General features: G+C 45.0%; 15 protein-coding genes and 1 other annotated feature. Of the genes, 13 read left to right on the forward strand and 2 right to left on the reverse strand.

Going from position 1 to position 22,272, the window contains the following annotated elements; genetic code table 11:
• The first annotated feature begins 244 nt into the window (after positions 1 to 244).
• The 5 genes from MKY66_RS13540 to asd all read left to right on the forward strand — a co-directional run bounded on the left by MKY66_RS13540 (position 245) and on the right by asd (position 5,227).
• A complete protein-coding gene (locus tag MKY66_RS13540; RefSeq protein WP_076211729.1) occupies positions 245 to 1,231 on the forward strand; it encodes a glycosyltransferase family 2 protein in 987 nt (328 codons plus the stop codon).
• Complete coding sequence (locus tag MKY66_RS13545; protein WP_076211731.1) at positions 1,224 to 1,619, forward strand: GtrA family protein; 396 nt, start codon at positions 1,224 to 1,226, stop codon at positions 1,617 to 1,619. The genes MKY66_RS13540 and MKY66_RS13545 overlap by 8 nt, the downstream gene beginning before the upstream one ends.
• 17 nt (positions 1,620 to 1,636) lie before the next feature.
• Positions 1,637 to 2,509: a UTP--glucose-1-phosphate uridylyltransferase GalU gene (galU, locus tag MKY66_RS13550; protein WP_076211733.1), complete on the forward strand. Its 873-nt coding sequence runs from the start codon at positions 1,637 to 1,639 to the stop codon at positions 2,507 to 2,509.
• Positions 2,510 to 2,657: 148 nt separating this feature from the next.
• Positions 2,658 to 3,503: a class I SAM-dependent methyltransferase gene (locus MKY66_RS13555; RefSeq protein ID WP_076211734.1), complete on the forward strand. Its 846-nt coding sequence runs from the start codon at positions 2,658 to 2,660 to the stop codon at positions 3,501 to 3,503.
• 191 nt (positions 3,504 to 3,694) lie between these two features.
• Positions 3,695 to 3,971: a binding site (T-box leader), on the forward strand.
• A 170-nt stretch (positions 3,972 to 4,141) separates the two neighbouring features.
• On the forward strand, positions 4,142 to 5,227 hold the full coding sequence (gene asd, locus MKY66_RS13560; protein ID WP_017688716.1) for an aspartate-semialdehyde dehydrogenase: 1,086 nt from the start codon (positions 4,142 to 4,144) through the stop codon (positions 5,225 to 5,227).
• A gap of 262 nt (positions 5,228 to 5,489) precedes the next feature.
• Here the strand turns inward: asd and MKY66_RS13565 are convergent, their stop codons facing one another.
• Positions 5,490 to 6,458 (reverse strand): bile acid:sodium symporter family protein, encoded by a 969-nt coding sequence (locus MKY66_RS13565; RefSeq protein ID WP_076211736.1) that lies wholly within the window; start codon positions 6,456 to 6,458, stop codon positions 5,490 to 5,492.
• A 171-nt stretch (positions 6,459 to 6,629) separates the two neighbouring features.
• On the opposite strand from MKY66_RS13565, the gene MKY66_RS13570 reads away from it, so the two are divergent.
• The 5 genes from MKY66_RS13570 (at position 6,630) to MKY66_RS13590 (ending at position 14,906) form a co-directional block, all read left to right on the forward strand.
• Complete coding sequence (locus MKY66_RS13570; protein WP_339184736.1) at positions 6,630 to 7,070, forward strand: DUF6376 family protein; 441 nt, start codon at positions 6,630 to 6,632, stop codon at positions 7,068 to 7,070.
• A 326-nt stretch (positions 7,071 to 7,396) separates the two neighbouring features.
• A complete protein-coding gene (locus MKY66_RS13575; protein ID WP_076211740.1) occupies positions 7,397 to 8,152 on the forward strand; it encodes an SDR family NAD(P)-dependent oxidoreductase in 756 nt (251 codons plus the stop codon).
• 488 nt (positions 8,153 to 8,640) lie between these two features.
• A complete protein-coding gene (locus MKY66_RS13580; protein ID WP_076211750.1) occupies positions 8,641 to 9,438 on the forward strand; it encodes a sulfite exporter TauE/SafE family protein in 798 nt (265 codons plus the stop codon).
• A gap of 187 nt (positions 9,439 to 9,625) precedes the next feature.
• A complete protein-coding gene (locus tag MKY66_RS13585) occupies positions 9,626 to 12,007 on the forward strand; it encodes a polyprenyl synthetase family protein (protein ID WP_076211751.1) in 2,382 nt (793 codons plus the stop codon).
• A gap of 271 nt (positions 12,008 to 12,278) precedes the next feature.
• Positions 12,279 to 14,906 carry a PAS domain S-box protein gene (locus MKY66_RS13590; RefSeq protein WP_076211754.1) on the forward strand — a complete coding sequence of 876 codons (2,628 nt, stop codon included), beginning with the start codon at positions 12,279 to 12,281 and terminating at the stop codon, positions 14,904 to 14,906.
• Between the two features lie 78 nt (positions 14,907 to 14,984).
• Here the strand turns inward: MKY66_RS13590 and MKY66_RS13595 are convergent, their stop codons facing one another.
• Entirely contained in the window at positions 14,985 to 16,751 is a 1,767-nt protein-coding gene (locus MKY66_RS13595) for an ABC transporter substrate-binding protein (protein ID WP_076211756.1), read from the reverse strand.
• Between the two features lie 145 nt (positions 16,752 to 16,896).
• On the opposite strand from MKY66_RS13595, the gene MKY66_RS13600 reads away from it, so the two are divergent.
• From MKY66_RS13600 to MKY66_RS13610, 3 genes are all read left to right on the forward strand, one after another.
• A complete protein-coding gene (locus MKY66_RS13600; protein WP_076211758.1) occupies positions 16,897 to 18,132 on the forward strand; it encodes an MFS transporter in 1,236 nt (411 codons plus the stop codon).
• A 601-nt stretch (positions 18,133 to 18,733) separates the two neighbouring features.
• A complete protein-coding gene (locus tag MKY66_RS13605; protein ID WP_076211760.1) occupies positions 18,734 to 20,479 on the forward strand; it encodes an ABC transporter ATP-binding protein in 1,746 nt (581 codons plus the stop codon).
• On the forward strand, positions 20,476 to 22,245 hold the full coding sequence (locus MKY66_RS13610) for an ABC transporter ATP-binding protein (protein ID WP_076211762.1): 1,770 nt from the start codon (positions 20,476 to 20,478) through the stop codon (positions 22,243 to 22,245). Before MKY66_RS13605 ends, MKY66_RS13610 begins: the two co-directional genes overlap by 4 nt.
• Positions 22,246 to 22,272: the final 27 nt, after the last annotated feature.

Below are 22,272 nucleotides of genomic sequence, written 5' to 3' on the forward strand. Positions count from 1 at the left end.
CGGAGAGGACAGAAAAAACCTGAAAAAGCGAAGCGTTCGCCTACAAGCTTTCTGCAAGAAAGCTACATCGGAAGCATACGCTATCCCCGGATTTTCCCTTTATAAAGGGAATCAAAAAAATCTGGGGATAACAGCGATTGGAAGGTTGTTCTGTCATCGAAGTGTGCAGTGTATATTCATTAGTTCAATTTGATAGGAAAAATCTCAAACGAACGAAATCTATGGGAAAAGGGAGGGGACAAACATGGCTCACGCGTACCGATACAGCATTATTATTCCCATGTATAACGAGGAAGCGGTGATCGAGGAGACTTATCGGCGTCTGAAGAAGGTCATGGGCAGCACAGGAGAGAGTTATGAACTGTTGTTTGTTAATGATGGCAGCGTGGATCGAAGTGCACAGATGATCCGTGATTACGCCCGTTGGGACGAGAGTGTGAAGCTGATAGATTTTGCCCGTAACTTCGGACATCAAATTGCGATAACAGCTGGTATGGATTATGCAGTGGGGGATGCGGTGGTTATTATTGATGCGGATCTGCAGGACCCTCCCGAACTGATACTGGATATGATCGCCAAATGGAAAGAGGGCTATGAAGTCGTATATGCCCGTCGCACCAGACGAAGTGGGGAAACTCGCTTTAAGAAATGGTCGGCGAGTCTGTTCTATCGTGTACTTCGTGCTTCAACGGATACGGATATCCCGGTAGACACCGGAGATTTTCGCCTGATTGACCGCAAAGTATGTGATGAGATGAAACGTCTTCCGGAGAAAAACCGATTTGTGCGGGGGTTGGTCAGTTGGGTCGGATTCCGTCAGACTGCGATTGAATATGAACGCGATGAACGTCTGGCAGGCGAAACAAAATATCCGCTGAAACGCATGTTGAAACTGAGCCTGGATGGCATTACTTCATTTTCGTATAAACCGCTCAAACTCGCAGGTTATGTAGGTGCGATCCTGTCGGTTGGCGGATTTATCTATATGTTAACGGTTATTATTTCGGCCATCTTTACGGATTCAACCATTAAGGGATGGCCATCTATTGTGAGTATCATGCTGATGTTTAACGGATTCATCCTGATCATGCTGGGCATTCTGGGCGAATACGTGGGCCGCATCTATGATGAGACCAAGGCGCGTCCACTATACATTGTGAGAGATGTGGTTCATGCCGAGGGCCAGCAAGCACAATCCCGATTGACAGCCCGAGTTGCTCATCATGACTAAGCGTCTGGTGACACTCTTTAAGTTCGGTATTGTGGGTGTTGCAAATACGGCAGTGGATGCAGTGGTGTTTGCTTTGCTTGCAGTGGTCGGTGTACCGGTTCTGATGGCACAAGTAATCTCGTACAGCTGCGGTGTTGCGAACAGTTATTGGCTGAACGGCAGGTGGACTTTTCGAGATACGGCACGAGGGGGCGGCGATAGAGCGAAACTTGTTCATTTTTTAATCACCAATCTTATCGTTCTTGCTATATCCGCTCTCATTCTGATGACTTTGCAAGACATGCTGGGTTGGAGTCTCGTGATGAGTAAAATCCTGGCGACCTTGATGGGGATGGTTCTGAACTATATGGCCAGCAGATATTGGGTGTTTCGTACAACGAACATATGAAAGGAGTCTATGATGATATGCAAATTAAAAAAGCAGTTATTCCGGCAGCGGGTCTCGGAACCCGTTTCCTGCCAGCGACCAAAGCACAGCCCAAAGAGATGTTACCGATTGTAGACAAACCGGCCATCCAATACATTGTTGAAGAAGCAGTGCAATCAGGCATTGAGAATATCCTCATTGTGACTGGACGCAACAAAAAATCCATAGAGGACCATTTTGATAAATCGGTTGAACTTGAACACTCTTTATATGCCAAGGGCAAACAGTCTTTACTGGAAGAGGTGCAGGCCATCAGCGAGATGGCAAATATTCATTTTATTCGTCAAAAAGAACCGCTGGGTCTGGGGCATGCCATTGGGTGTGCACGGCAATTTGTAGGAGATGATGCCTTCGCTGTATTGCTGGGAGATGACATTATGGTGTCTGATCCGCCTGCACTTGCACAGATGGTCCATCTCTATGAAAAGACAGGCAACCAGATCATTGGTGTCCGTCAGGTAGACGCGGCAAATGTGAGCAAATATGGCATCATTGATTCGAAGGGTGCAGAGGACCGGGTTCACCGGGTCACCAATCTGGTCGAAAAACCTTCTCTTGCGGAAGCGCCATCCCTTACAGCAGTAATGGGACGATACATATTGAAACCTTCTATCTTTCCCATTCTGGATCAGATCGAGAGAGGGGCTGGAGGGGAATATCAGTTAACGGATGCCTTGAAAGAAGTGAGTCAGGTGGAGGAACTGTTGGCCCTTGAACTGGAGGGGCGCCGCTACGATATTGGTGATCAATTCGGATATATTCAGGCGATCTTGGAGATCGGACTGATGCGCAAGGAATTACAGCCCATGCTGACACCCTATCTTCAGAAGCTTGCAACCCAGTGGGCATAGGAATTGATATATAGCTGAGGTTTAGATCTGCTGTAGGACGGGTTCTCCTCCGTGCCGTGGTTCTGTCATAGACTCTAGTGTTGTACAATTATTCCAGTAACGCTACAATTAGCAAGAAGTTCAAGTTGCTCTTGAGGAGTGAGGAATCATGAATGAATCTATCATCAGGGACCTTATTAAGTATATGGACGTGGAGGACAACGCCGCCATTCAATACATTCAGACAGAGCATCGGATGAAACTGGGACTCTTTTGGGGGATACAGGAAGGTAGCCGGGTTCTGGAAATCGGGTGTGGTCAGGGAGATACAACGGCCGTGCTTGCACATCTGGTGGGGGAGCACGGGTACGTTCATGGTGTTGATATTGCACCAGAGGATTATGGTACACCGCTGACCGTAGGCGAAGCGGCAGCCAAGCTGCGGAGATCTCCACTGGGTGATCGGATTCGAATGGATTATGATTTCGACATTCTAAGTGATCAAGCCCAATTCTCTGAGAATGAGTTTGATGTGATTGTGCTATCCCATTGTTCTTGGTACTTGAAATCATTTGACGAACTCGCCCAGATTCTTAGCAAGGTTAGGGTGTGGGGACATCAGTTATGTTTTGCCGAATGGGATGCACGAGTTACAGATGTGAGCCAGCTCTCACATTGGTTATCCGTTCTGATTCAGTCTCAGGTCGAATGTTACAAGGAGAACAGCTTCTCCAATGTGCGCACGCTTTTTACACCGGAAGATATCCAAGAGCTTGTCTCTGCAGCAGGCTGGAAGATTAAGGAAGAGACTTCGATCTATTCTCCCGAGCTACAGGACGGTCACTGGGAAACCGAAATGACACTGGCAGAAGCGCCTGTGGAACTGAAACTGCTTCCGATCCCGGACAAAGTAAAAACACTTCTTCTTTCCGAACTGAAATTACTTAAGACACTTCATGTCTCGGGGCCTGGGAGCCCACTGGGAACGTATGCGATTGTTGCCAAAAAGAAGTAAGGAAATAGCTATTTGTAGTATGTTATAATAAAAATGTCTATCGACGTGCTATCACAGAAGATTGACCGCATGTAGCTGAAGTTTTTCTTGCGATAATTGAATGGTTCAGCTCCGCTGGAAACATATAAATTCCATGATCTAAAAAAATGTGTTTACTTCATCACGGTAATTTTGATATTATAATCGCAATATCAAATGCGACGAAGAGACGAGTAGATAAAAATCATTCTTTCAAAGAGAGCTCCGGTAGCTGAAAAGGAGTAAAGAACTTTTTATTGAATAAAGACTCAGAGCAGCACATCGGAACTTAGCATTAAGGGATGGTGTGACAGGAGCTCCTGTTACAGAGCTAGAGTATGAACGGTCTACAGCTAGCAACATGGTTGTATTCCTTTACTTGAAGAGGCGGATATGGTGACATATCAGCGAATCTGGGTGGTACCACGAGAGTTCAATCTCGTCCCTGAGACTATTGTCTTGGGGATGGGATTTTTTGGTTTTTCCGGGGCTGTGACTACACGCTTTGGAATTGCCTGAATAGTGTTAATTAGGAAGTCAATTTCATGATACGTTTTTAGTGAGTTATGACATTGATTTGAAGAGAAGAATGACTTAAACCGAAAGGAAATGATGATTGAATGTCAGCAAAATTGAAAGTTGGTATCGTCGGAGGAACAGGAATGGTGGGTCAGCGTTTTGTGGACCTGCTCGATCAACATCCATGGTTTGAAGTAACAGCTATTTCTGCAAGCGCCAATTCGGCAGGTAAAACATATGAAGAATCCGTACAAGGCAGATGGAAACTCGCAGTTCCTATTCCGGAAGCTGTGAAGAAAATCGTTGTTCAGGATGCTTCCCAAGTTGAAGCTTTTGCCAGTCAGGTTGATTTTATTTTCTGTGCGGTTGATATGAAAAAGAATGAAATTCAAGCGCTCGAAGAAGCTTATGCTAGAACAGGCACACCTGTCGTGTCCAACAACTCCGCTCACCGCTGGACAGCAGATGTACCTATGGTAATCCCTGAGATTAACCCGGGACATCTGGACGTGATTGAAGCTCAACGCAAACGTCTGGGTACAAAAACAGGATTTATTGCTGTAAAACCAAACTGCTCGATTCAGAGCTATGTGCCTGCACTGCACGCCTTGCGTGAGTTCAACCCGACTCAGGTTGTTGCTTCCACGTATCAAGCAATCTCCGGAGCAGGTAAAAACTTTACGGACTGGCCTGATATGCTTGATAATGTCATTCCATACATCGGTGGCGAAGAAGAGAAGAGTGAGCAGGAACCACTGCGGATCTGGGGTAGCATCGAAAATAATGAGATCGTCAAAGCATCGGCTCCATTAATTACAACCCAATGTATTCGTGTTCCAGTAACGGATGGACATCTGGCGACCGTGTTTGTAAACTTCGAGAAAAAACCAAGTAAAGACGAAATTTTGGAGCGTTGGTTGCAGTTCAAAGGCCGTCCGCAGGAACTGGCTCTGCCAAGTGCGCCAAAACAATTCATTACGTATTTTGAAGAAGAGAACAGACCGCAGACAAAACTGGATCGTGACATCGAACGCGGAATGGGTGTCTCCACAGGCAGACTGCGCGAAGACTCACTCTATGACTACAAATTCGTGGGATTGTCCCACAACACGCTCCGTGGAGCGGCAGGTGGTGCGGTTCTGATCGCAGAACTGCTTAAAGCTGAAGGATATATTCAACCGAAATAAGCATCAATGCATCATGAGCAGTATCAGATTTCTGAACAGGATATTTCATGAAAAACCATCACTCGTTGATGGTTTTTCTATTGTGGACAAGCATTGGTAAATCTACATTCTTATCGTAGCTACAGGTCTAACAGCAATGTTTTCACAAACAAATTACTAGGTTTACGAAACGTAGCAGTATCTTGGCAATAATAGTAATAATAGCAACACAAATCAAAACGCCGACAATCATGTCAGCGTTTTTTTACATTCCAGTATTTTGTTATGCCGCAGATGTCTTATCCGACTTATGCGGAAGCTGAGAGCGACGACCGAGCAGATAACCTGTCAGGGAAGCGAGCATCTGTTGAAATACCATGCCAAGCACAACCGGGACAGCAACAGGTGGCGGAAAATAAGAAACAGCCAGTACTGCGCCTGCGCTGATATTACGCATACCTCCATTGAACACCAGAGCGACCTGATCAGCCTCATTCCAGCCCAACAATCGGGCGATGAAGTAACTTAGCGCATAACCGAATGATGCCAGGAAAATAATGATGACTGCAAGACCAGCCAACTTCCAGTTGAAATCAGCCAAGTAGGGCGCAACGACAGACCCGTTAATCGCAACGACTGATGCCATGAACAATTTGGACAACGGATTCAACCTTGGTCCCCATACCGGGACAATGGCGCCTTTGGTCCACTCATTCAGCAGCATACCGAGCAGGGAAGGCACCACAATCATCCAGAACAGACTGCTCATCATGGCTGCTGTGTCCAGTGTGACACTGGTTCCGATTAACAGGGATAACACGCCGGGCACTACAAAAGGAGCAAGCATGGTATCAATCAGGATGATGGAAAGCGTAAGTGCGATATTGCCCCGATAGATACTGACCCAGATGAAGCTGCTGATTCCTGTCGGAATCACGGCTGCCAGAACCAGGCCCGTTATGGTATACGCATCTGTAGGGAAAACCAGATGACCCATACCAAGAGCAATTAGAGGCATCGCCAAATGCAAAATAAACAGACATACAAACAGGGGGAACGGCTTCTTCAGCACGTTCACAAAATCCCGTATCCCCAGACTGATACTTCCAGCGAACGTCATGAACGCAAAAAGCCAAGGAGATAAAAAGGTATAAGAAGAAAGAAAACTCCCGCATAACACGCCAATAATAATGCTGATTGGGGTAATCAGTGGCATGATGCGGTTCAAGCGTTGGTTCAAGGCTTGAAGCATAATCATGACATCCCTTTACCGTGTGATTTTACTATTATACATCTTAATAACGTTGGCTGCAGACCCATTTGCAATGAAGCAGTCTCAACAGGTATCATGGACTTGGAACAAGGATTCCGATTAGGAGAAGGGGAGATGATCATGTTTATAAGAAAAAGAAAGCACACATTAATGATGACAGGCCTTATTGCATCAAGTATTCTGCTGATTTCAGCCTGTTCTGTCGTGGAACAAGCCAATCAAAGTTTAAATTATGTGAGTGGGGCTACTGATTATATAGAACAGGTATCAAACGCCGGGGCTGATCTGCAAGAGCTCGCATCAAGTGCTGTGAATAATCCGGAGATTACAACGCAGATTCAGGAGAAAATCGATCTGATCCAAGCAGAAGCAAGTGAATTTTCTCAGTTGACTGCTCCTGCAATAGGAGAGAGCATTCATGAAAATCTGGTTAGTTACAATACTCAATTAACAGAAGTTGTAGACAATTTTGAGAATACAATTGCAGAGCAAGGTTTTACGGCAGAAAATTGGGAGAAGACGGGCATTCCTGAACTGATCACCAACATCAATAATTTGAAAGATCCGCTTAGCGGACTTCAGGGTGAATAAGTTGAATTGATCTTACCACATTAAGACAATCCAGTTTGGAATCGAATACTTGAGAAGGGCGAGATATCGGAATGATTGAATTACCGTTATGCTCGCTTTTTTTATTTTCCGAAACGGGATGCATATTTAATACCACAGGAGCTAGACTATATCATGTAAATAGGAGATGTATATGACATTTATCTCATATTTATGTGAAGATGAACTATGGTTTGACAAGGTTGGGACAGAGGCGTATGATAAAGTATATGAGTTAATAAAATATAGTTACTAACTATAAGTTTTTAACTGTACCTTAATATATTTTGCCAAAGGAGAACGGAGTCATGACGGAGCACAATGGAAAAGTAATCATTATTACAGGTGGAGCGAGTGGTATTGGCAAAGAGACAGCACTTCAACTTTCGGATCAAGGTGCGACTATTGTTGTCGCTGACTATAATGAAGACGGAGCGAAGAAGCTTGCGGCAGAGATTGAAGCAGCTGGCGGAACAGCGGGCGCGTACAAAGTGGATGTATCCAAAGGGGACGAGATCAAAGCCCTGATCGACTGGACCGTAGAGCAATATGGTACATTAAGCGGTATTTTCAATAACGCCGGCATTGGACTTGTGAAGCCATTTCTGGAGATGGACCCGGAATCCTATCATAGAGTCATTGATGTAGATCAGCACAGCGTATACTACGGTATGTATTATGGTGCGAAAAAAATGGTTGAATTAAATGTACAAGGTACTATTGTAAATACAGCTTCGATCTATGGAAGTGTTGCTGCAGTAGGCAGCTTCAACTACAACGCTGCCAAGGCAGCGGTTGTTATGATGTCCAAATCCGGTGCATTGGAACTTGCTGAGCATGGAATTCGTGTAGTTGGTGTAGCACCTGGCTTTATCGAGACACCGATTCTGGGTGATGACCAAGCCATGAAAGATGCGCTTGCTACTCAACATATGCGTGGAGAGCTCATTCAACCGGAGAAAGTAGCCAGTGTGGTTACATTCTTGTTCAGTGATGCAGCCAGCGCAGTGAACGGTACAACCGTAGCCGTAGATGATGGATTCCTCAGCTTCAAAACCAAATAAGTAACCTTCTAAAATTAAGAGAACTCAACTCAAAAAAACAGAAAAAAAACGGTGCAGAACGATTTATTCGTTTTGCACCGTTTTTGTATTTTCGTTATAAAGTAATCGTGGCATTTGAGATGGAAATAAGTTTGTCGAATTATCCCGAAAATTCAGAGATCGTGATACAATTAACAAGGCTATAGCTTTTTATCATTTTGTGGTGTCATATACAATTCGAACGCCAAGAGAGCCATAACTCTCTTCTTTGTAATGACATTGAGAACAGGTTTTGGTCGAACATAACGCATCGTTATGAACTTGTAATTTTTCGTTGCACTGTGGACATTTATTTTCAAAAAGAGTCTTCAACACGTTAAACATGCTTAATCACTCATTTCGGATTAATTTACTTGGTTTTTATTATAACGGATAATATTCTCCTTGTATAGCACTTTTAAGTGGTATCGAGATGAGATTTATATTGCACGAAAGGAAGCGCATAACCGATGGATGTTCTGCTTTTTGTCATCATGTTTATACTGGGTCTGGTCGGTTCATTTTTCTCCGGTTTGTTGGGTATTGGTGGGGCCATTATCAATTATCCGCTGCTGTTATATGTTCCATCCTGGATGGGACTGGAGCCATTCTCAGCACATCAGGTATCGTCGATTAGTATGTTTCAAGTATTTTTTGCTTCACTTGCCGGTGTGATTGCATTCCGCAGAAAAGTAAAAACGGGTAGAAGTGGTGGGGCGATCGTTCACCGCGGATTGGTGCTATACATGGGCTCCAGCATTCTTGCTGGCAGTCTGATCGGCGGGTTCATATCCGGTCATCTGGACGGAAGGGTTATTAATCTGATCTATGGCATTCTGGCGATCATGGCGATTGTGCTTATGCTGATTCCCGGAAAGGGAAAGCTTGATACCTCAGCTCCACTGGTGTTTAACCGATGGTTTGCAGCAGGCACTGCTTTTGCAGTAGGCATTGTATCAGGAATTGTTGGTGCGGGTGGTGCCTTTATCCTTATTCCTATCATGCTGACGATTCTTAACATCCCCGTACGAACGACGATTGCTTCTTCACTGGCGATTGTATTTATCTCCGCAATCGGCGGCGTTATAGGGAAAATTACGGGTGGAGACATTCCGATGGAACCCATCATCTATACGGTGATCGGCAGTCTGCTAGGGGCATCCCTTGGTTCACGGGTTAGTTCGATGATCAATGTGAGGGTACTTCGATATGCATTAATCGTACTTATCGCCATCACAGCGGTTAAAGTCTGGTCATCCATTCTGTAAAACCACGTATATGGGAATGAACAGTGACGATTTCGTAACCAAACGGTTGGATCGCCGTATAAAGGTTATGAACATGAGCTGAAGCGTTAGATACATCATCAAATGAGTTCAGTTTTCGTCCATGGAGCACCTCATCTCCTTTCATGGATACATGTTTAACATTAATAGAAGTTGAGGTATCCACCCTATGAATAACGTACTTACAGAACAGGCTGATGCAGGATATCGGCTAGCTGAGCAGAAAGCATCTCAGTATTTTACTTCTCTTAGGAAGCAACTTATGGATAATACGTATACAACAGCACTTACCCAAGATATTCATGTATGGCAAAAAAAACATATTCATCGTTTTGCCTGGCTTTCTCTTTTATCACCTAGCAAAAGAAAACCGGATCCCCGGGATGTTCATAGATATATCCACTGGCTGAATACTACAGGAAAGCTGGAGGATTACCTGGATCGGAGTATCTCCTATATTTATATGCGGGATCTGGGGCAAGCCCTTGATTCTCCGGGTACGCAGGCCCGAATTCAGCACGTTGTCCAGAATACCAAAAAATACTTTATGGGCTCCGCTACTGGGCGCAAAGGCCAGCCTGATTATATCAGTCTGGCTGCGTTGTACCGATGGGGACAGAAGGAACATATTGAAACGGCTGTCATCTGGGTGATGAACAAATTAAAGAATGTAGCATCCAACATCCCGAAGGAGCTGGATGCAGAGCAGGCGCAACGGAAGCTCATCAAGATCATTCTCGGCGTGGTCCTTCATGTGGACGATGAGATGAATGAGCAGACACCACCTGAAGAACGCGCCCGGAGATTTGATGCGGCGATCCGACTTGGTTATTCGTACGGTTTGACATATCCATTTGTGGATGATCTGCTGGATTCTCAAGCTTTGACTGTTCAGGAAAAAGAACAATATTCCCTGATGATACGTGATGCACTTCTTACTGGGGTTGTACCTGATCTGGGAGAGTGGAAAGGTAGCAATCTGGAAGTGATCGAATATGTACATTCCGAGCTTCGGGAAGCATTTGAGTACATTAAGGACTATCAGCATCCAGAGAAACAGCGCACGTTCTTAGAGCAATCCTATGTATTCTTTCAGTCTCAGGAGATCGATCGCAACAAGAAATTAGCCAATGCGAATTATACGAATGAAGAATTGTACATTCCGATTATTATCAAATCTTCTTCTTCCCGATTAATCGTCCGGTCTGTTCTCAGTGCACCAGTGGATGAAGGATTTGATCTGCGGACGTTCTATTACGGGATATATAATCAGTTGGCCGATGATTTTGCCGATATGTTTGACGATATGGAAGAAGGGGCAGTAACTCCGTATACGTACTATTTGAAGTATCGAGATTTGCGTCCCGACTTGATTAATCCATATGAATTGTATTGGGCAGTCATCTCTCATCTAATCCATGATGTGTACAACTCGGATGCCAAGACCCGTGAGGTCATACTGGATCGTGCCATCAACGGGCTGAAGCGTTGTAAAGAACGGTTGGGACAGCAAAAATATGATGAAGTGATGACGATCTTTGCCTCCGGGCAGCCTGAATTTAATCAACTGGTTCAACAGATGGTGCGAAAAGCAGATGACGTTGATTTCCTTGATAAATTGTTACGGGATCAGGTCGTGCTTCAATTGAAAAAAGACAAGCAGGAGAAAGACGAGTTCAAGCAGACCATTCGAACAGTTCGCGAACAGATTAATGTGGAGTTGCAGATTGCGAAGCCTGGTGGCCTTCATGAGATGAAAGAAACGCTGATCGATGCGGCCAATTACAGCTTGCAGGGAGACGGAAAAAGGCTACGTCCGATATTAACTTGGGTTATGGGCGTGCGCGAGTATGGTCTTCATGAATCATCCATCGTTCCGCTGCTGAGATCATTAGAGTACATGCATACCGCTTCCCTGATCTTTGATGATCTGCCAACGCAGGATAATGCTTCGACAAGGCGTGGACGTTCCACTCTGCACCATGTGCACAATAGTGCCACAGCAGAGCTTACGGGTCTGTTTCTCATTCAGAAGGCGATTGGAGAGCAATCCTCATTGGATCGTTTTAATGCGGCAACCGTGCTCAGACTCATTCAGTATTCGGCTGAAAAAGCAGAGGATATGTGTATGGGGCAGGCCATGGATCTGAACTCCAAAGGTAAGGCATTGACGCTGGAGCAGTTGAACATGATCTGTTTTTACAAAACAGGCATTGCCTTCGAAGCTGCCCTGGTCATGCCAGCGATACTTGCCCAAGTGAAGGAACCGGAGATGGCTGCGCTGAAAAAGTTCGCTTATCATGCAGGGATCGCCTTCCAGATCAAGGACGACTTGCTGGATTTCGAGGGGAATCACCTCATTCTTGGGAAACCTGCAGGTCAGGATGTGCGGAACAACAATTCAACCTTTGTGTCTATTCTGGGTGATGAAGGCGCGAAGAAAGCGATGTGGGAGCATTATTGTCTTGCTACAGATGCATTGAACGAGATGCCGAAACCTATTCCATTTTTGAGACATTTATTGGATTATCTTGTTGGCCGCGAGCGCTAATCCATTTTTCTCGCGATGCCTTACTGCATATGACTTATAATGATATATGATGACAAAGGTCGGGATTCCATATGGATGGATTCCAGGCCTTGTTTGACTTTGTAGACACCAAACTTTTGAAAAGATATGTTTCAATAACTCAATTTTTGGGTACTAAGCTGGTACTGTGGTTTTAAAACGAACCGATCCTTTGTGGAACAACTTCCTTCCAATTAAAATTAACTTTCGACTATTTATAACATGAGTTTATATGCCAAAAGGAGAGTTTACAATGCAGGTTCAAAAGGTCGACCATCACGAATTGTTCGAGCAGATATACAACCAAGCACCTATTGGAATTGCACTCGTTGCTCCGACAGGAGAATGGAGAAAAGTGAACCCCGCATTTTGCTGTATGCTGGGTTTTACGTATGAGGAATTAACGAAGCTCACCTACCAGGATATTACGCATCCGGATGACTCACCACAAGATGTGATCTATAATTGTGAGCTATTCGAAGGTAAATCTAAAGAGTATCAATATGAAAAGCGTTATATCCATAAAAATGGTAACATCTTATGGATTTCATTGCATGTTTCATTGGTTCGTAGCGAAATTACGGATGAACCTCTTTACTTCATTTGCCATATTGTTGATATAACTGACCGCAAAATGTCTGAACAAAAACTTCTGCATAGTGAAGAGATGTTCAAACTGATTACAGATCACGCTCAGGAGATCATCTATATTGCTGATCAGGAGGGCGTTTGTCGATTCTGCTCTCCCTCAGTCCAACATTTATTGGGTTATTCGCCAGAAGAAGTGATTGGTCAAAATAATGATGCATATTTCCACCCACAAGATGTGGAACGGATCTCACAGATGGACTTGACTAAAGGAAATCTGTTGAATATCAGGGTCCGTCATAAAGAGGGACATTATCTGTGGTTCGAGACCACATACAAGGTCTTTGGTGATGCTGAGCTTGGACAGCAGATTCTTTCGATTGGACGAGATGTATCCGAACGAAAAAAACATAAAGACATCAGTGCAGAGGCTGAACGCATCGCTTTAATTGGCAGTTGGGAGTGGGATATGGTCAAAGACCAGATCGCACTTTCCGATCAGATTTTTGAGATTTTTGAACTTGAACGCACCCGTAAATCATACTGTGCAAATGATGTTTTTAAAGTTATGAATGCTGCAGACAGAGCTTCTTTACAAGAACAAATGGAATGGGTAAAACAAGGAAAATCGCTTGATTTTGAATACAAACACATCAGTTCTGATGGAAGTGAGAAGTATCTTCACTTACGCGGGCTGATCACGCTCGATGAATATCAGCAGCCAGTTCAGCTGAACGGAACACTTCAGGATATCACTGAACGCAAACGTATCGAATTTAAATTGCAGGAATCTGTGGAGCGATACACTTCGCTTAAGAAATACAATCATGACGCCATTATCTCGTTTAACATGGACGGTAATATTATGAATGCAAATCCAGTAGCGGTGAAAATGACGGGTTGTCCCGTGGCTGAAATGATTGGTACAAGCATAAGCAGATTTATCGGAGCCAGTAATCTGGCTCTGATTCTGGGCAGTAATTATGAGATGGCTGAAAAGGAAATCAATGCTGTTCGGCACACGGATGGATCTGAGACAGAAGTCTTGGCTACGCTTGCTCCAATTATTATTAATACATCCAATGTCGGGTTTTACCTGATTGCGAAGGATATTACGGAGCAGAAAAAACTGCTGGTAGCCAAAGAAACAGCGGAGAGAATGAATAAGGCCAAAAGTGAATTTTTGGCGATGATGAGCCATGAAATCCGCACACCTATGAATGGTGTAATTGGGATGACGGATTTGCTTCTGGATACTCCTGGACTTAGCGGGGAACAGAAGGAATATATCGAAATCATCCAGAAGAGTGGAGATTCTTTGCTGGCCATCATTAATGATATACTTGATTTTTCCAAAATCGAATCAGGCAAAACCGATCTGGTAGATGATCCTTTTGATCTCGTAGAAATCGTGACCGAGACGGTGCAGATCGTAAAACCACTGGCTCGTGAAAAGAAGCTGGATGTTCGTATGTGCGTAGAAGATGCTATTCCAACTCCGGTGTATGGTGATGCTTATCGTCTTAAACAGGTACTTACCAATATCATTGGCAACGCAGTCAAATTCACTTCAGAAGGCGGCGTGGAAGTTAAAGTGGGAGTTAAGGAGCAGTGCGGCAAAAACGTGCAGCTTTATTTTCAGGTAAAAGATTCGGGCATTGGCATTCCGGCTGAGAGGAAACAACAATTATTTGAACCTTTCTACCAACTGGAGAATTCTATGACCCGCAAACCTCAAGGTACCGGTCTTGGCCTTGCCATTAGCAAGAAACTGGTGGAGCTTATGCAGGGTGAGATCTGGATCGAGGAATCGGATGAACCGGGTACAATATTTATATTTACCGCCCAATTTAAATTAAATAACGGTGAAGAGAGCAACAGGTTGGATCAACAGCAGCAGAAGAGCAGAACATCAGCCTTACGAATTTTAATTGCAGAAGACAATGAGGTGAATCAACTCGTCCTTAGCAGAATCGTTGAGAAAAAAGGGCACTTCGTGGATCGTGTGGCGGACGGTGTTGAGGCAGTCGAGGCGGTCAAACACACTTCATATGATATTGTCTTCATGGATGTGCATATGCCAAGGCTTAATGGATTCGAAGCGACAAAAGCGATTAAAAATGCTTTGCACCCCGAGAGTTGTCCATACATTATTGCGGTAACTGCAAATGCGTTAAGAGGTGACATGGATAAATGCTTGAAGGCAGGCATGGATGCGTATGTCAGCAAACCGATTAAAATCGAATCTATTATGCAAGCATTGGAGACCTATTACATCAAAAATAATCTCTGAGTGTCCTGAAAATGGATTCATGAGCAAAAGCTGCTAGCTTATCGTAAATAGGCTAGCAGCTTTTTTGTGCACAAATCTCTAAGGATTTTTGATCCACAATTTGGAGATGTCCAGATAACCGAATTCTGCTATCTGCATGCCGAAGATGCTCTGATCCAGTTCAGCCTGCTTGTTCATGTGACAGCCATGCAAGATCCAGCAGTGATCACGTAGCAAGGCTTCAGCTTCATCCAGGAGCACAGTACGGTCTGCCCGATGAAGCGTTGCGAAATGATCCAGTTTGTCATCCAGTAGAGACTGGAATGCAGGAGACATGCACATATGAAAATGGTTGGACAGGTTTTTGAAAAAGTGAATCATGCCGTACTGCCAATCTTCCTCCAGTATCTCTTCAGCGAGGATCAATTGCGCGTTCGTGGTTTCCTCTGAGTTGAAATAATCCACAACGGCCTGCATGCTGATGTTCAGACCGATGGACGCTGCCCGACACTGGAACCACTGCGCAACGTCTGCATCCTTATTATGTTTATACGATAATGTTACCGTCTCACCCTGGTACCCACAGTTGTACAGCAATTCACGAGCATGCTCAAGAGAGGCAACGGTCCAGTCTTGGGCTGCACTTTTCCACGGCAGAAAGCTGCTGGCCGGTGTGATCCGATTCCCACCGAGATCTCGGACAAGCGCGACCGAATCATAGACGATACGCAGGGCTTGTCGAAATAGGGGATGATGATGGATGCCTTCCTTGTGAAAATTGAACAGCATATACTGACAACCTAGCGCCGGATAATTGATGCTGTTCGTCTGATCACAGCCTGTTGCGAGACTCAATCGATCTGTACCTGGTAGCTCATAATAGCGATCATTTGGACTCAGCTCAGGCACAAACCAGAAATGGACTTGGTCCAGATGTGGCCGGATGCCGTAGTAAGCATCAAAAGCGGTAAGCTCCAGCACATCTTCATTCAGCTCAGAGATCTGAAAAGGACCGGTACCTATCAATGTATTGGCTACATTGTAATCGTAGGGCAGGATTGTCATCCGAATACAACTGAACAGATGCAAGAAAAACCGATTAGGACGATGTAGAACAAACTTGATGCAGTAATCACCAGCTACTTCCGAACGTTGAATATCCCGATATAACCAGATGGACGGACTATGTACATCAATCAATCGTTGCAACGTCGCTTGCACATCCCGGGACGTCATGACACGGCCGTTGTGGAAACGTACACCTTTTCGGAGATAAAAGGTCCATAAGCGATGGTCCTCGCTGCACTCCCACATGTGAGCCAGTGCTGGCAGGAATAATTCCGTCTTGGCATCATAAGTGATCAACGTATTACAGACCTGGCTTAATAGGTAGGTTTCAAATGCAGTATACACAAAGGCTGGGTCCAAATCACCTAACTGGCGTGACCTCATGATGCGCAGGATATCCTGACCAGAGGCAGTTTCATCGTGGCTATGAAATCCCATCTGTTGATGAAGGGAGAGCATGAGCTGTTCTCGCAATGTATCATCCATCTGAACGGTTCCGATGAGTTCAATGGCATCTTTCATTTTGCCTTTAGCTAGAAGTTCGGTAAAACTCGCTTCCAGCGCTTCATTCATGCTACGAAGCATCGTTAACGCCGAATGATGTCCACGACCACGCCCAGGCTGCCAATGAATAAAGCCTTGTTCCTCCAATTTTCTGAGAATGAATTTCACATTGCGAGGGGTGCAGCACAAGGCAGCGGACAGGCTGTCAATCGTTACCGCTACAGGTTCATGAAGTTTGAATGAAAGTTGTTCCGCCCCGGCGAGCCTTATAAAGTGTGTATGCAGGGTATCCATGGCCATGACTCCTCTATTAAAGGTGAAAAGTGTGATCATATGTTTACACTTTTACTTCCCCCTTTTATCCTTACAATTATACATTAGTAGAGGTAGTTCAAAAAGTCCGCTTTTGAAGCACTTAGAAAGAATAGGAGAAGTTCGCATGAAGCAATATTTAAGGCAAATTCACCCCTTGGCATGGACGATCATTATCGGAACCATGTTTGGACGTCTTGTGACGTCAATGAGTATCCCGTTTCTATCCATCTATCTGACACGTGTACTAGATGCTACACCGACCCAGACCGGTATTACTGTGGCCGTTAGCTCGCTGGCAGGTGTCATGGTCAGCTTTTATGGAGGTTATATTTCGGACCGGATCGGGCGCAAAATCGTGATGTTAATCTCGGTATTTAGCTGGGCAGGTGTGTTTTTCATTTTTTCAGCAGCAGAGCATCTATGGGTGTTCTTTGTTGCCAATACGTTAAACGGATTATGCCGCGCAGTATTTGAGCCCACCTCCAGAGCACTGTTATCGGATATTACTTCTCCGGAGAACAAATTGTTGGTGTTCAACCTCAGATATGCTGCAATTAATCTCGGTGTGGTCTTTGGACCAATTATCGGATTTCAGCTGGGATCATCTGAATCGACGTTTCCGTTTGTGATTTCCGGCTTGGTATACATAGCCTATGGATTTGTATTATTTCTGCAATTCAAGCTACAGCATGGCAATCTGCCGGAGCGTCACCAGACTACCGCCCCACGTTTGCGTGAAGCACTCATGACCACCGGTCGCGACCGGGTATTTCTGCCGGTATTAATCGGTACCACATTTTGTGTGCTGGGTTACGGACACTTCAGTTCTACGTTGGCACAGTACTTGGCGAGGAGCCCGATCTTTGAGAACGGAAGTCAGATGTTCTCGTACATGCTTTCCCTGAATGCCGTGACGGTACTGATTATTCAGTATCCTCTTGTGCGAACCTTCCGAAACTTCCCACCGCTTGTTCCTCTGATTGTGGGTAACCTGCTGGTCGCAACCAGTCTAATGATGGTTGGAATCGCTGAAGGTGTACTCATGATGATGATGAGTGTCATACTATTTACCATTGGGGAAGTGTTGTTGTTCACCATGATGGATATGCTCATTGACCGGATTGCAAAGCCGGAATGGAAAGGGACGTATTTCGGGACTATCGGCTTCAATAATATCGGTAGTGTCATTGCTCCTGTCATGGGAGGTGTGTTGTTAAGTCAATTTGGAGCGGAGAATGGGCTTGCTGTCTTTCTACCGATTGCACTGACGACTGCCCTGGGAGTACCTTTTCTTCTGATCGCACATAGGCGTCTTGTTGTTAGAGAGAAGCAAACCGAGTCCACATCATTAAGTATGTAGCGAGAATAGAAAAGGTAATGACATGAATTAAATAACAATTCAGTTAAAATTATCTTGACGGATGTTAGTCCAGCGAATACAATAAACAACAAATATGTGAAACGGGTGGGATGATGATTATGTTTATGCCTATACAGATTTCAAATCGATAACTGAATACGCATGAGCATAGTGACATTAATCCAATTTTTTTGCAATGATCGCGTTGGGACAGTCATGTTTGTGCACCTCTGTCGTGGACGCTCATCATTATTGCGATGCAGAGGAGATACGGGAAATGCTTTGCATTTCATTCGATCTCTTTTGGCTACAAGCTGTAGATGAACATTAGTTCATCTATGGCTTTTTTGCATGCATTCCACCCAATTTGTTCACATGGAAAGGAGCGTTTGGAGCGTTATTTTATAAAAAACTAACTTGTTAAAAGGAGAATGTACAATGGTCAACTTACGTTCTACATATCAATTATGGGCGGGAAATCCCGATTTTAATGTTATTATGTATGACTCATCCTAGTGATCGCAAATTTGCTGTCGTTAAGATCATCAACAAATATGAATAGCCAAGAACAATTAAATAAACCGATAAAGAGGTGGGACCTGTGCCCAAAACAGAGAAAATCTCCATGTCATGGCTGCTGCGTTATCTAAAACCAGTTAAAGGACGGCTGGCCTTACTTTTAATCATGTTGCTCACATCAACGGGGCTTCAGCTCTTGAATCCACAGATTATTAAACGATTTATTGATACAGCAGCAAGTGGGGGAGTCCTCACCAATCTTGTTCAGCTCGCAGGAATATTTCTGGTTGTTGCCGTGTTTAATCAACTCATCACGGTAGCGGTCAGTTATTTGGGGAACGACGTGGCCTGGCGGGCCACGAATCAACTGCGCGGAGATCTGCTGAAGCACTGCCTGCGTCTTGATATGCGTTTTCATAATGTGAAAACACCTGGAGAGATGATTGAACGTGTAGATGGTGACGTAACGAGTATCTCCAATTTTTTCGCGATGTTCATTGTGCAAGTGATCGGGAGTTTTGTGCTGCTGGCCGGAATTCTCGGATTCATGTTCAGTGTTAATGTGCCCATTGCTTTGGTGATGACCGTGTTCACATTATTATCGATCCTTTTCATGGTCTTTATCCGAAATCTAGGCGTGGACTCTTCCAAAAATGAACGTGCGGCAAGTGCCTCTCTGTTCGGATTAATTGAAGAACGTATTGCTGGGATTGAAGATGTGCAAGCGAATGGTCATGTGCCGTATGTGATGAACCGCTTTTACCGCACAATGCGCACGGTATTCCTTAAGGGGAGAAAAGCCTGGCTGCTACGGGTTATTCCGTGGAATACCACAGTAGTTCTGTTCGCACTGGCGGTCACTGCGGTGCTTTTGCTGGGTGTGCATTATTATATGGAAGGTCTAATTAGTATCGGAACATTATTTCTGATCTACCAATATACGCAGATGCTGAATGATCCGATTGAGATGCTTGGAGATCAGGTGCAGGAGTTCCAAAAAGCAAAATCAGGCATGCTGCGCTCCAGAGAGCTGTTGTCCATGCATAGTGTGATTGAAGAGGGTACAGAGGAGCAATTGCCGGAAGGACCTCTTGGTCTGGAATTCAGTCAGGTGCACTTCAGTTATAACCAGGATAAACCGGTATTGCAGGATATTACTTTTGCTATTAAACCTGGAGAACGTCTGGGAATCATCGGTCGCACAGGTAGCGGTAAATCGAGTCTTAGTCGTGTTCTTCTCCGACTGTACAATCTGGATCGGGGTACGATCCGTGTGGGTGGAACGGATATCACAAAACTTTCATTACAAGCGCTCTATCGCCGGGTGGGAATGGTGACACAGGATGTGCAGTTGTTTGATGGCACGCTGCGTGATAACCTGACCCTGTTTAATGGGGATGTATCGGATCAGATGATCAAGGAGACGACGGATCGCCTTGGACTTAGCCAATGGATTAATTCACAACCAGAAGGACTTAATACGTATTTGGCTGCAGGCGGAGCTTCATTGTCGGCAGGGGAAGCACAGTTATTTGCCTTAACCCGCGTATTCCTGACCGAACCGAGTCTGGTTATTCTGGATGAGCCTTCATCGCGTCTAGATGCTGCGACCGAAGGTATGCTGCAATCTGCAATTGACCAGTTAATGAAACAATCCACAGGAGTGATTATTGCTCACCGACTGGCTACGCTGGAGAAAGTGGACCGGATTATGGTGCTCGGTGATGGGAAGGTACTGGAGTTTGGAGCGAGAGAAGAACTTGCCAGTAACCCTGCATCTCACTATGCCAGACTGCTGATTACAGGCAGAGAGGAGGAATTGGCATGACTGTAGCAGGATTTATAGGCCGTTTGTTTCGATTCAGGCCTTTGTTGTTTATAATCAACGGATTGTTATGGTGTATATTTCATTCCTTGCCGTTAGCTATTGGTATTGGGATGCAGTGGTTTTTTGATCGCACAACAGTGGGGTCAAATGACTACATGTGGCTTGCTGTGCCACTTATCTTTATTGCTTTGGTCAGAATGGCACGGGTGGGCACATTTTTTGTAGCCTTCTATGCATGGGTTACGTATCTGTATCATGTTCAGGCGATTTTGCGAACCAACATGCTCGCAGCGATCATGCGCTGGCCTGGGCGTAATCTTCCGGCTTCACCAGGGGAGGCGATGAGTCGTTTTCGGGATGATGTGGATGAAGTCGTCGAGTATGTAGAATCATGGGTAGACTTCTGGGGACGGCTTGTTTTTGCTGTTGTGTCCATCGTCATTATGGCGAACATTAATTGGCAGATCACGTTGGTTGCTGTGCTGCCATTGGTGGTCGTGACCTTACTTAACAATCTGTCCGGAAATCGGGCTCGGAAATATGCACAGGTTAATCGCGAATCGACTGGGCGAATTACCAGTTTTATTGCGGAAACGTTTGGAGCAGTGCAAGCCCTGAAACTGGGTCAGGCCGAAGAGAATGTCTCTACACGTTTTAACCAGTTGAATGAAGATCGTCGCCAGGCTGCACTTCGAGACAATCTGTTCAAGCAGTGGATGAGATCGATGAATCAGCATGTTCTAAGTATCTGTACCGGATTGATTCTACTGATGTGTGCAGCTGAGATGAAAGCAGGGAACTTTACCGTAGGTGATTTTGCCTTATTCACCAGTTATCTGGCCAATATCGGATTTAGCATTTCACTGTTTGGTTATATGGTGTTTCAGCACAAAAGGCTCAAGGTATCCTATGATCGTATGCGTAAGCTATTTCGCCCAGGGGAAGAAGACCAGATCATGGATTCGAGGGAAATCTATCTGTATGAAGATCCGCCGGAGCTTGTAAGTGAACAGAGGGACCCTAAGGAGAAGTTGCAATCTCTTGAGGTGAATAAGCTGACTTATCAGTATCCGAATTCTGCAAATGGCATAGAAGAGATCAGTTTCCGTCTGAAACGTGGACAATTTCTTGTGATTACGGGACGGATCGGATCAGGTAAATCAACGCTGGTACGAACACTTCTTGGACTGTTACCCAAACAAAAAGGGGACATTCACTGGAATGGAGCGGCTGTTGATCCAGCCACATTCCTGATGCCGCCTAGAGCCGCGTATACCCCTCAAGTGCCAAGATTGTTCAGTGATACGTTGAAAGAAAATATCGTCCAAGGCAAACAGGGTAACACCGAGCAAGCCCTTGAAAAAGCCATTCGTCTGGCTGTGATGGAGAAGGATATCAAACATTTGGATCAGGGGCTTGAGACCTCGGTTGGTCCAAGAGGAGTCATGCTTTCAGGCGGGCAGATTCAGCGCGCGGCCACAGGACGCATGTTAATGACGGAGGCGGACCTGTTTATCTTTGATGACCTGTCGAGTGCACTGGATGTGGAGACAGAACAACAAGTATGGGAAGGGCTGTTCCAAGAGCCGGATGTCACCTGCATTGCAGTTTCTCACCGCAGGGCAGCACTTTCCAAAGCAGATCACATTATCGTGATGAAAGATGGACGCATTGAAGCCGAGGGAAGTTTGGCCGAATTGCTTGCCACCAATGAAGAGATGCAGCTGTTGTGGCAAGGGGAACAAACCCCCGCCAAAGTTGGATAGCTTTAAAAATTTAGAAAAGATAATAAG

The organism is Paenibacillus sp. FSL R5-0766 (genome assembly GCF_037971845.1).
GTDB lineage: Bacteria > Bacillota > Bacilli > Paenibacillales > Paenibacillaceae > Paenibacillus.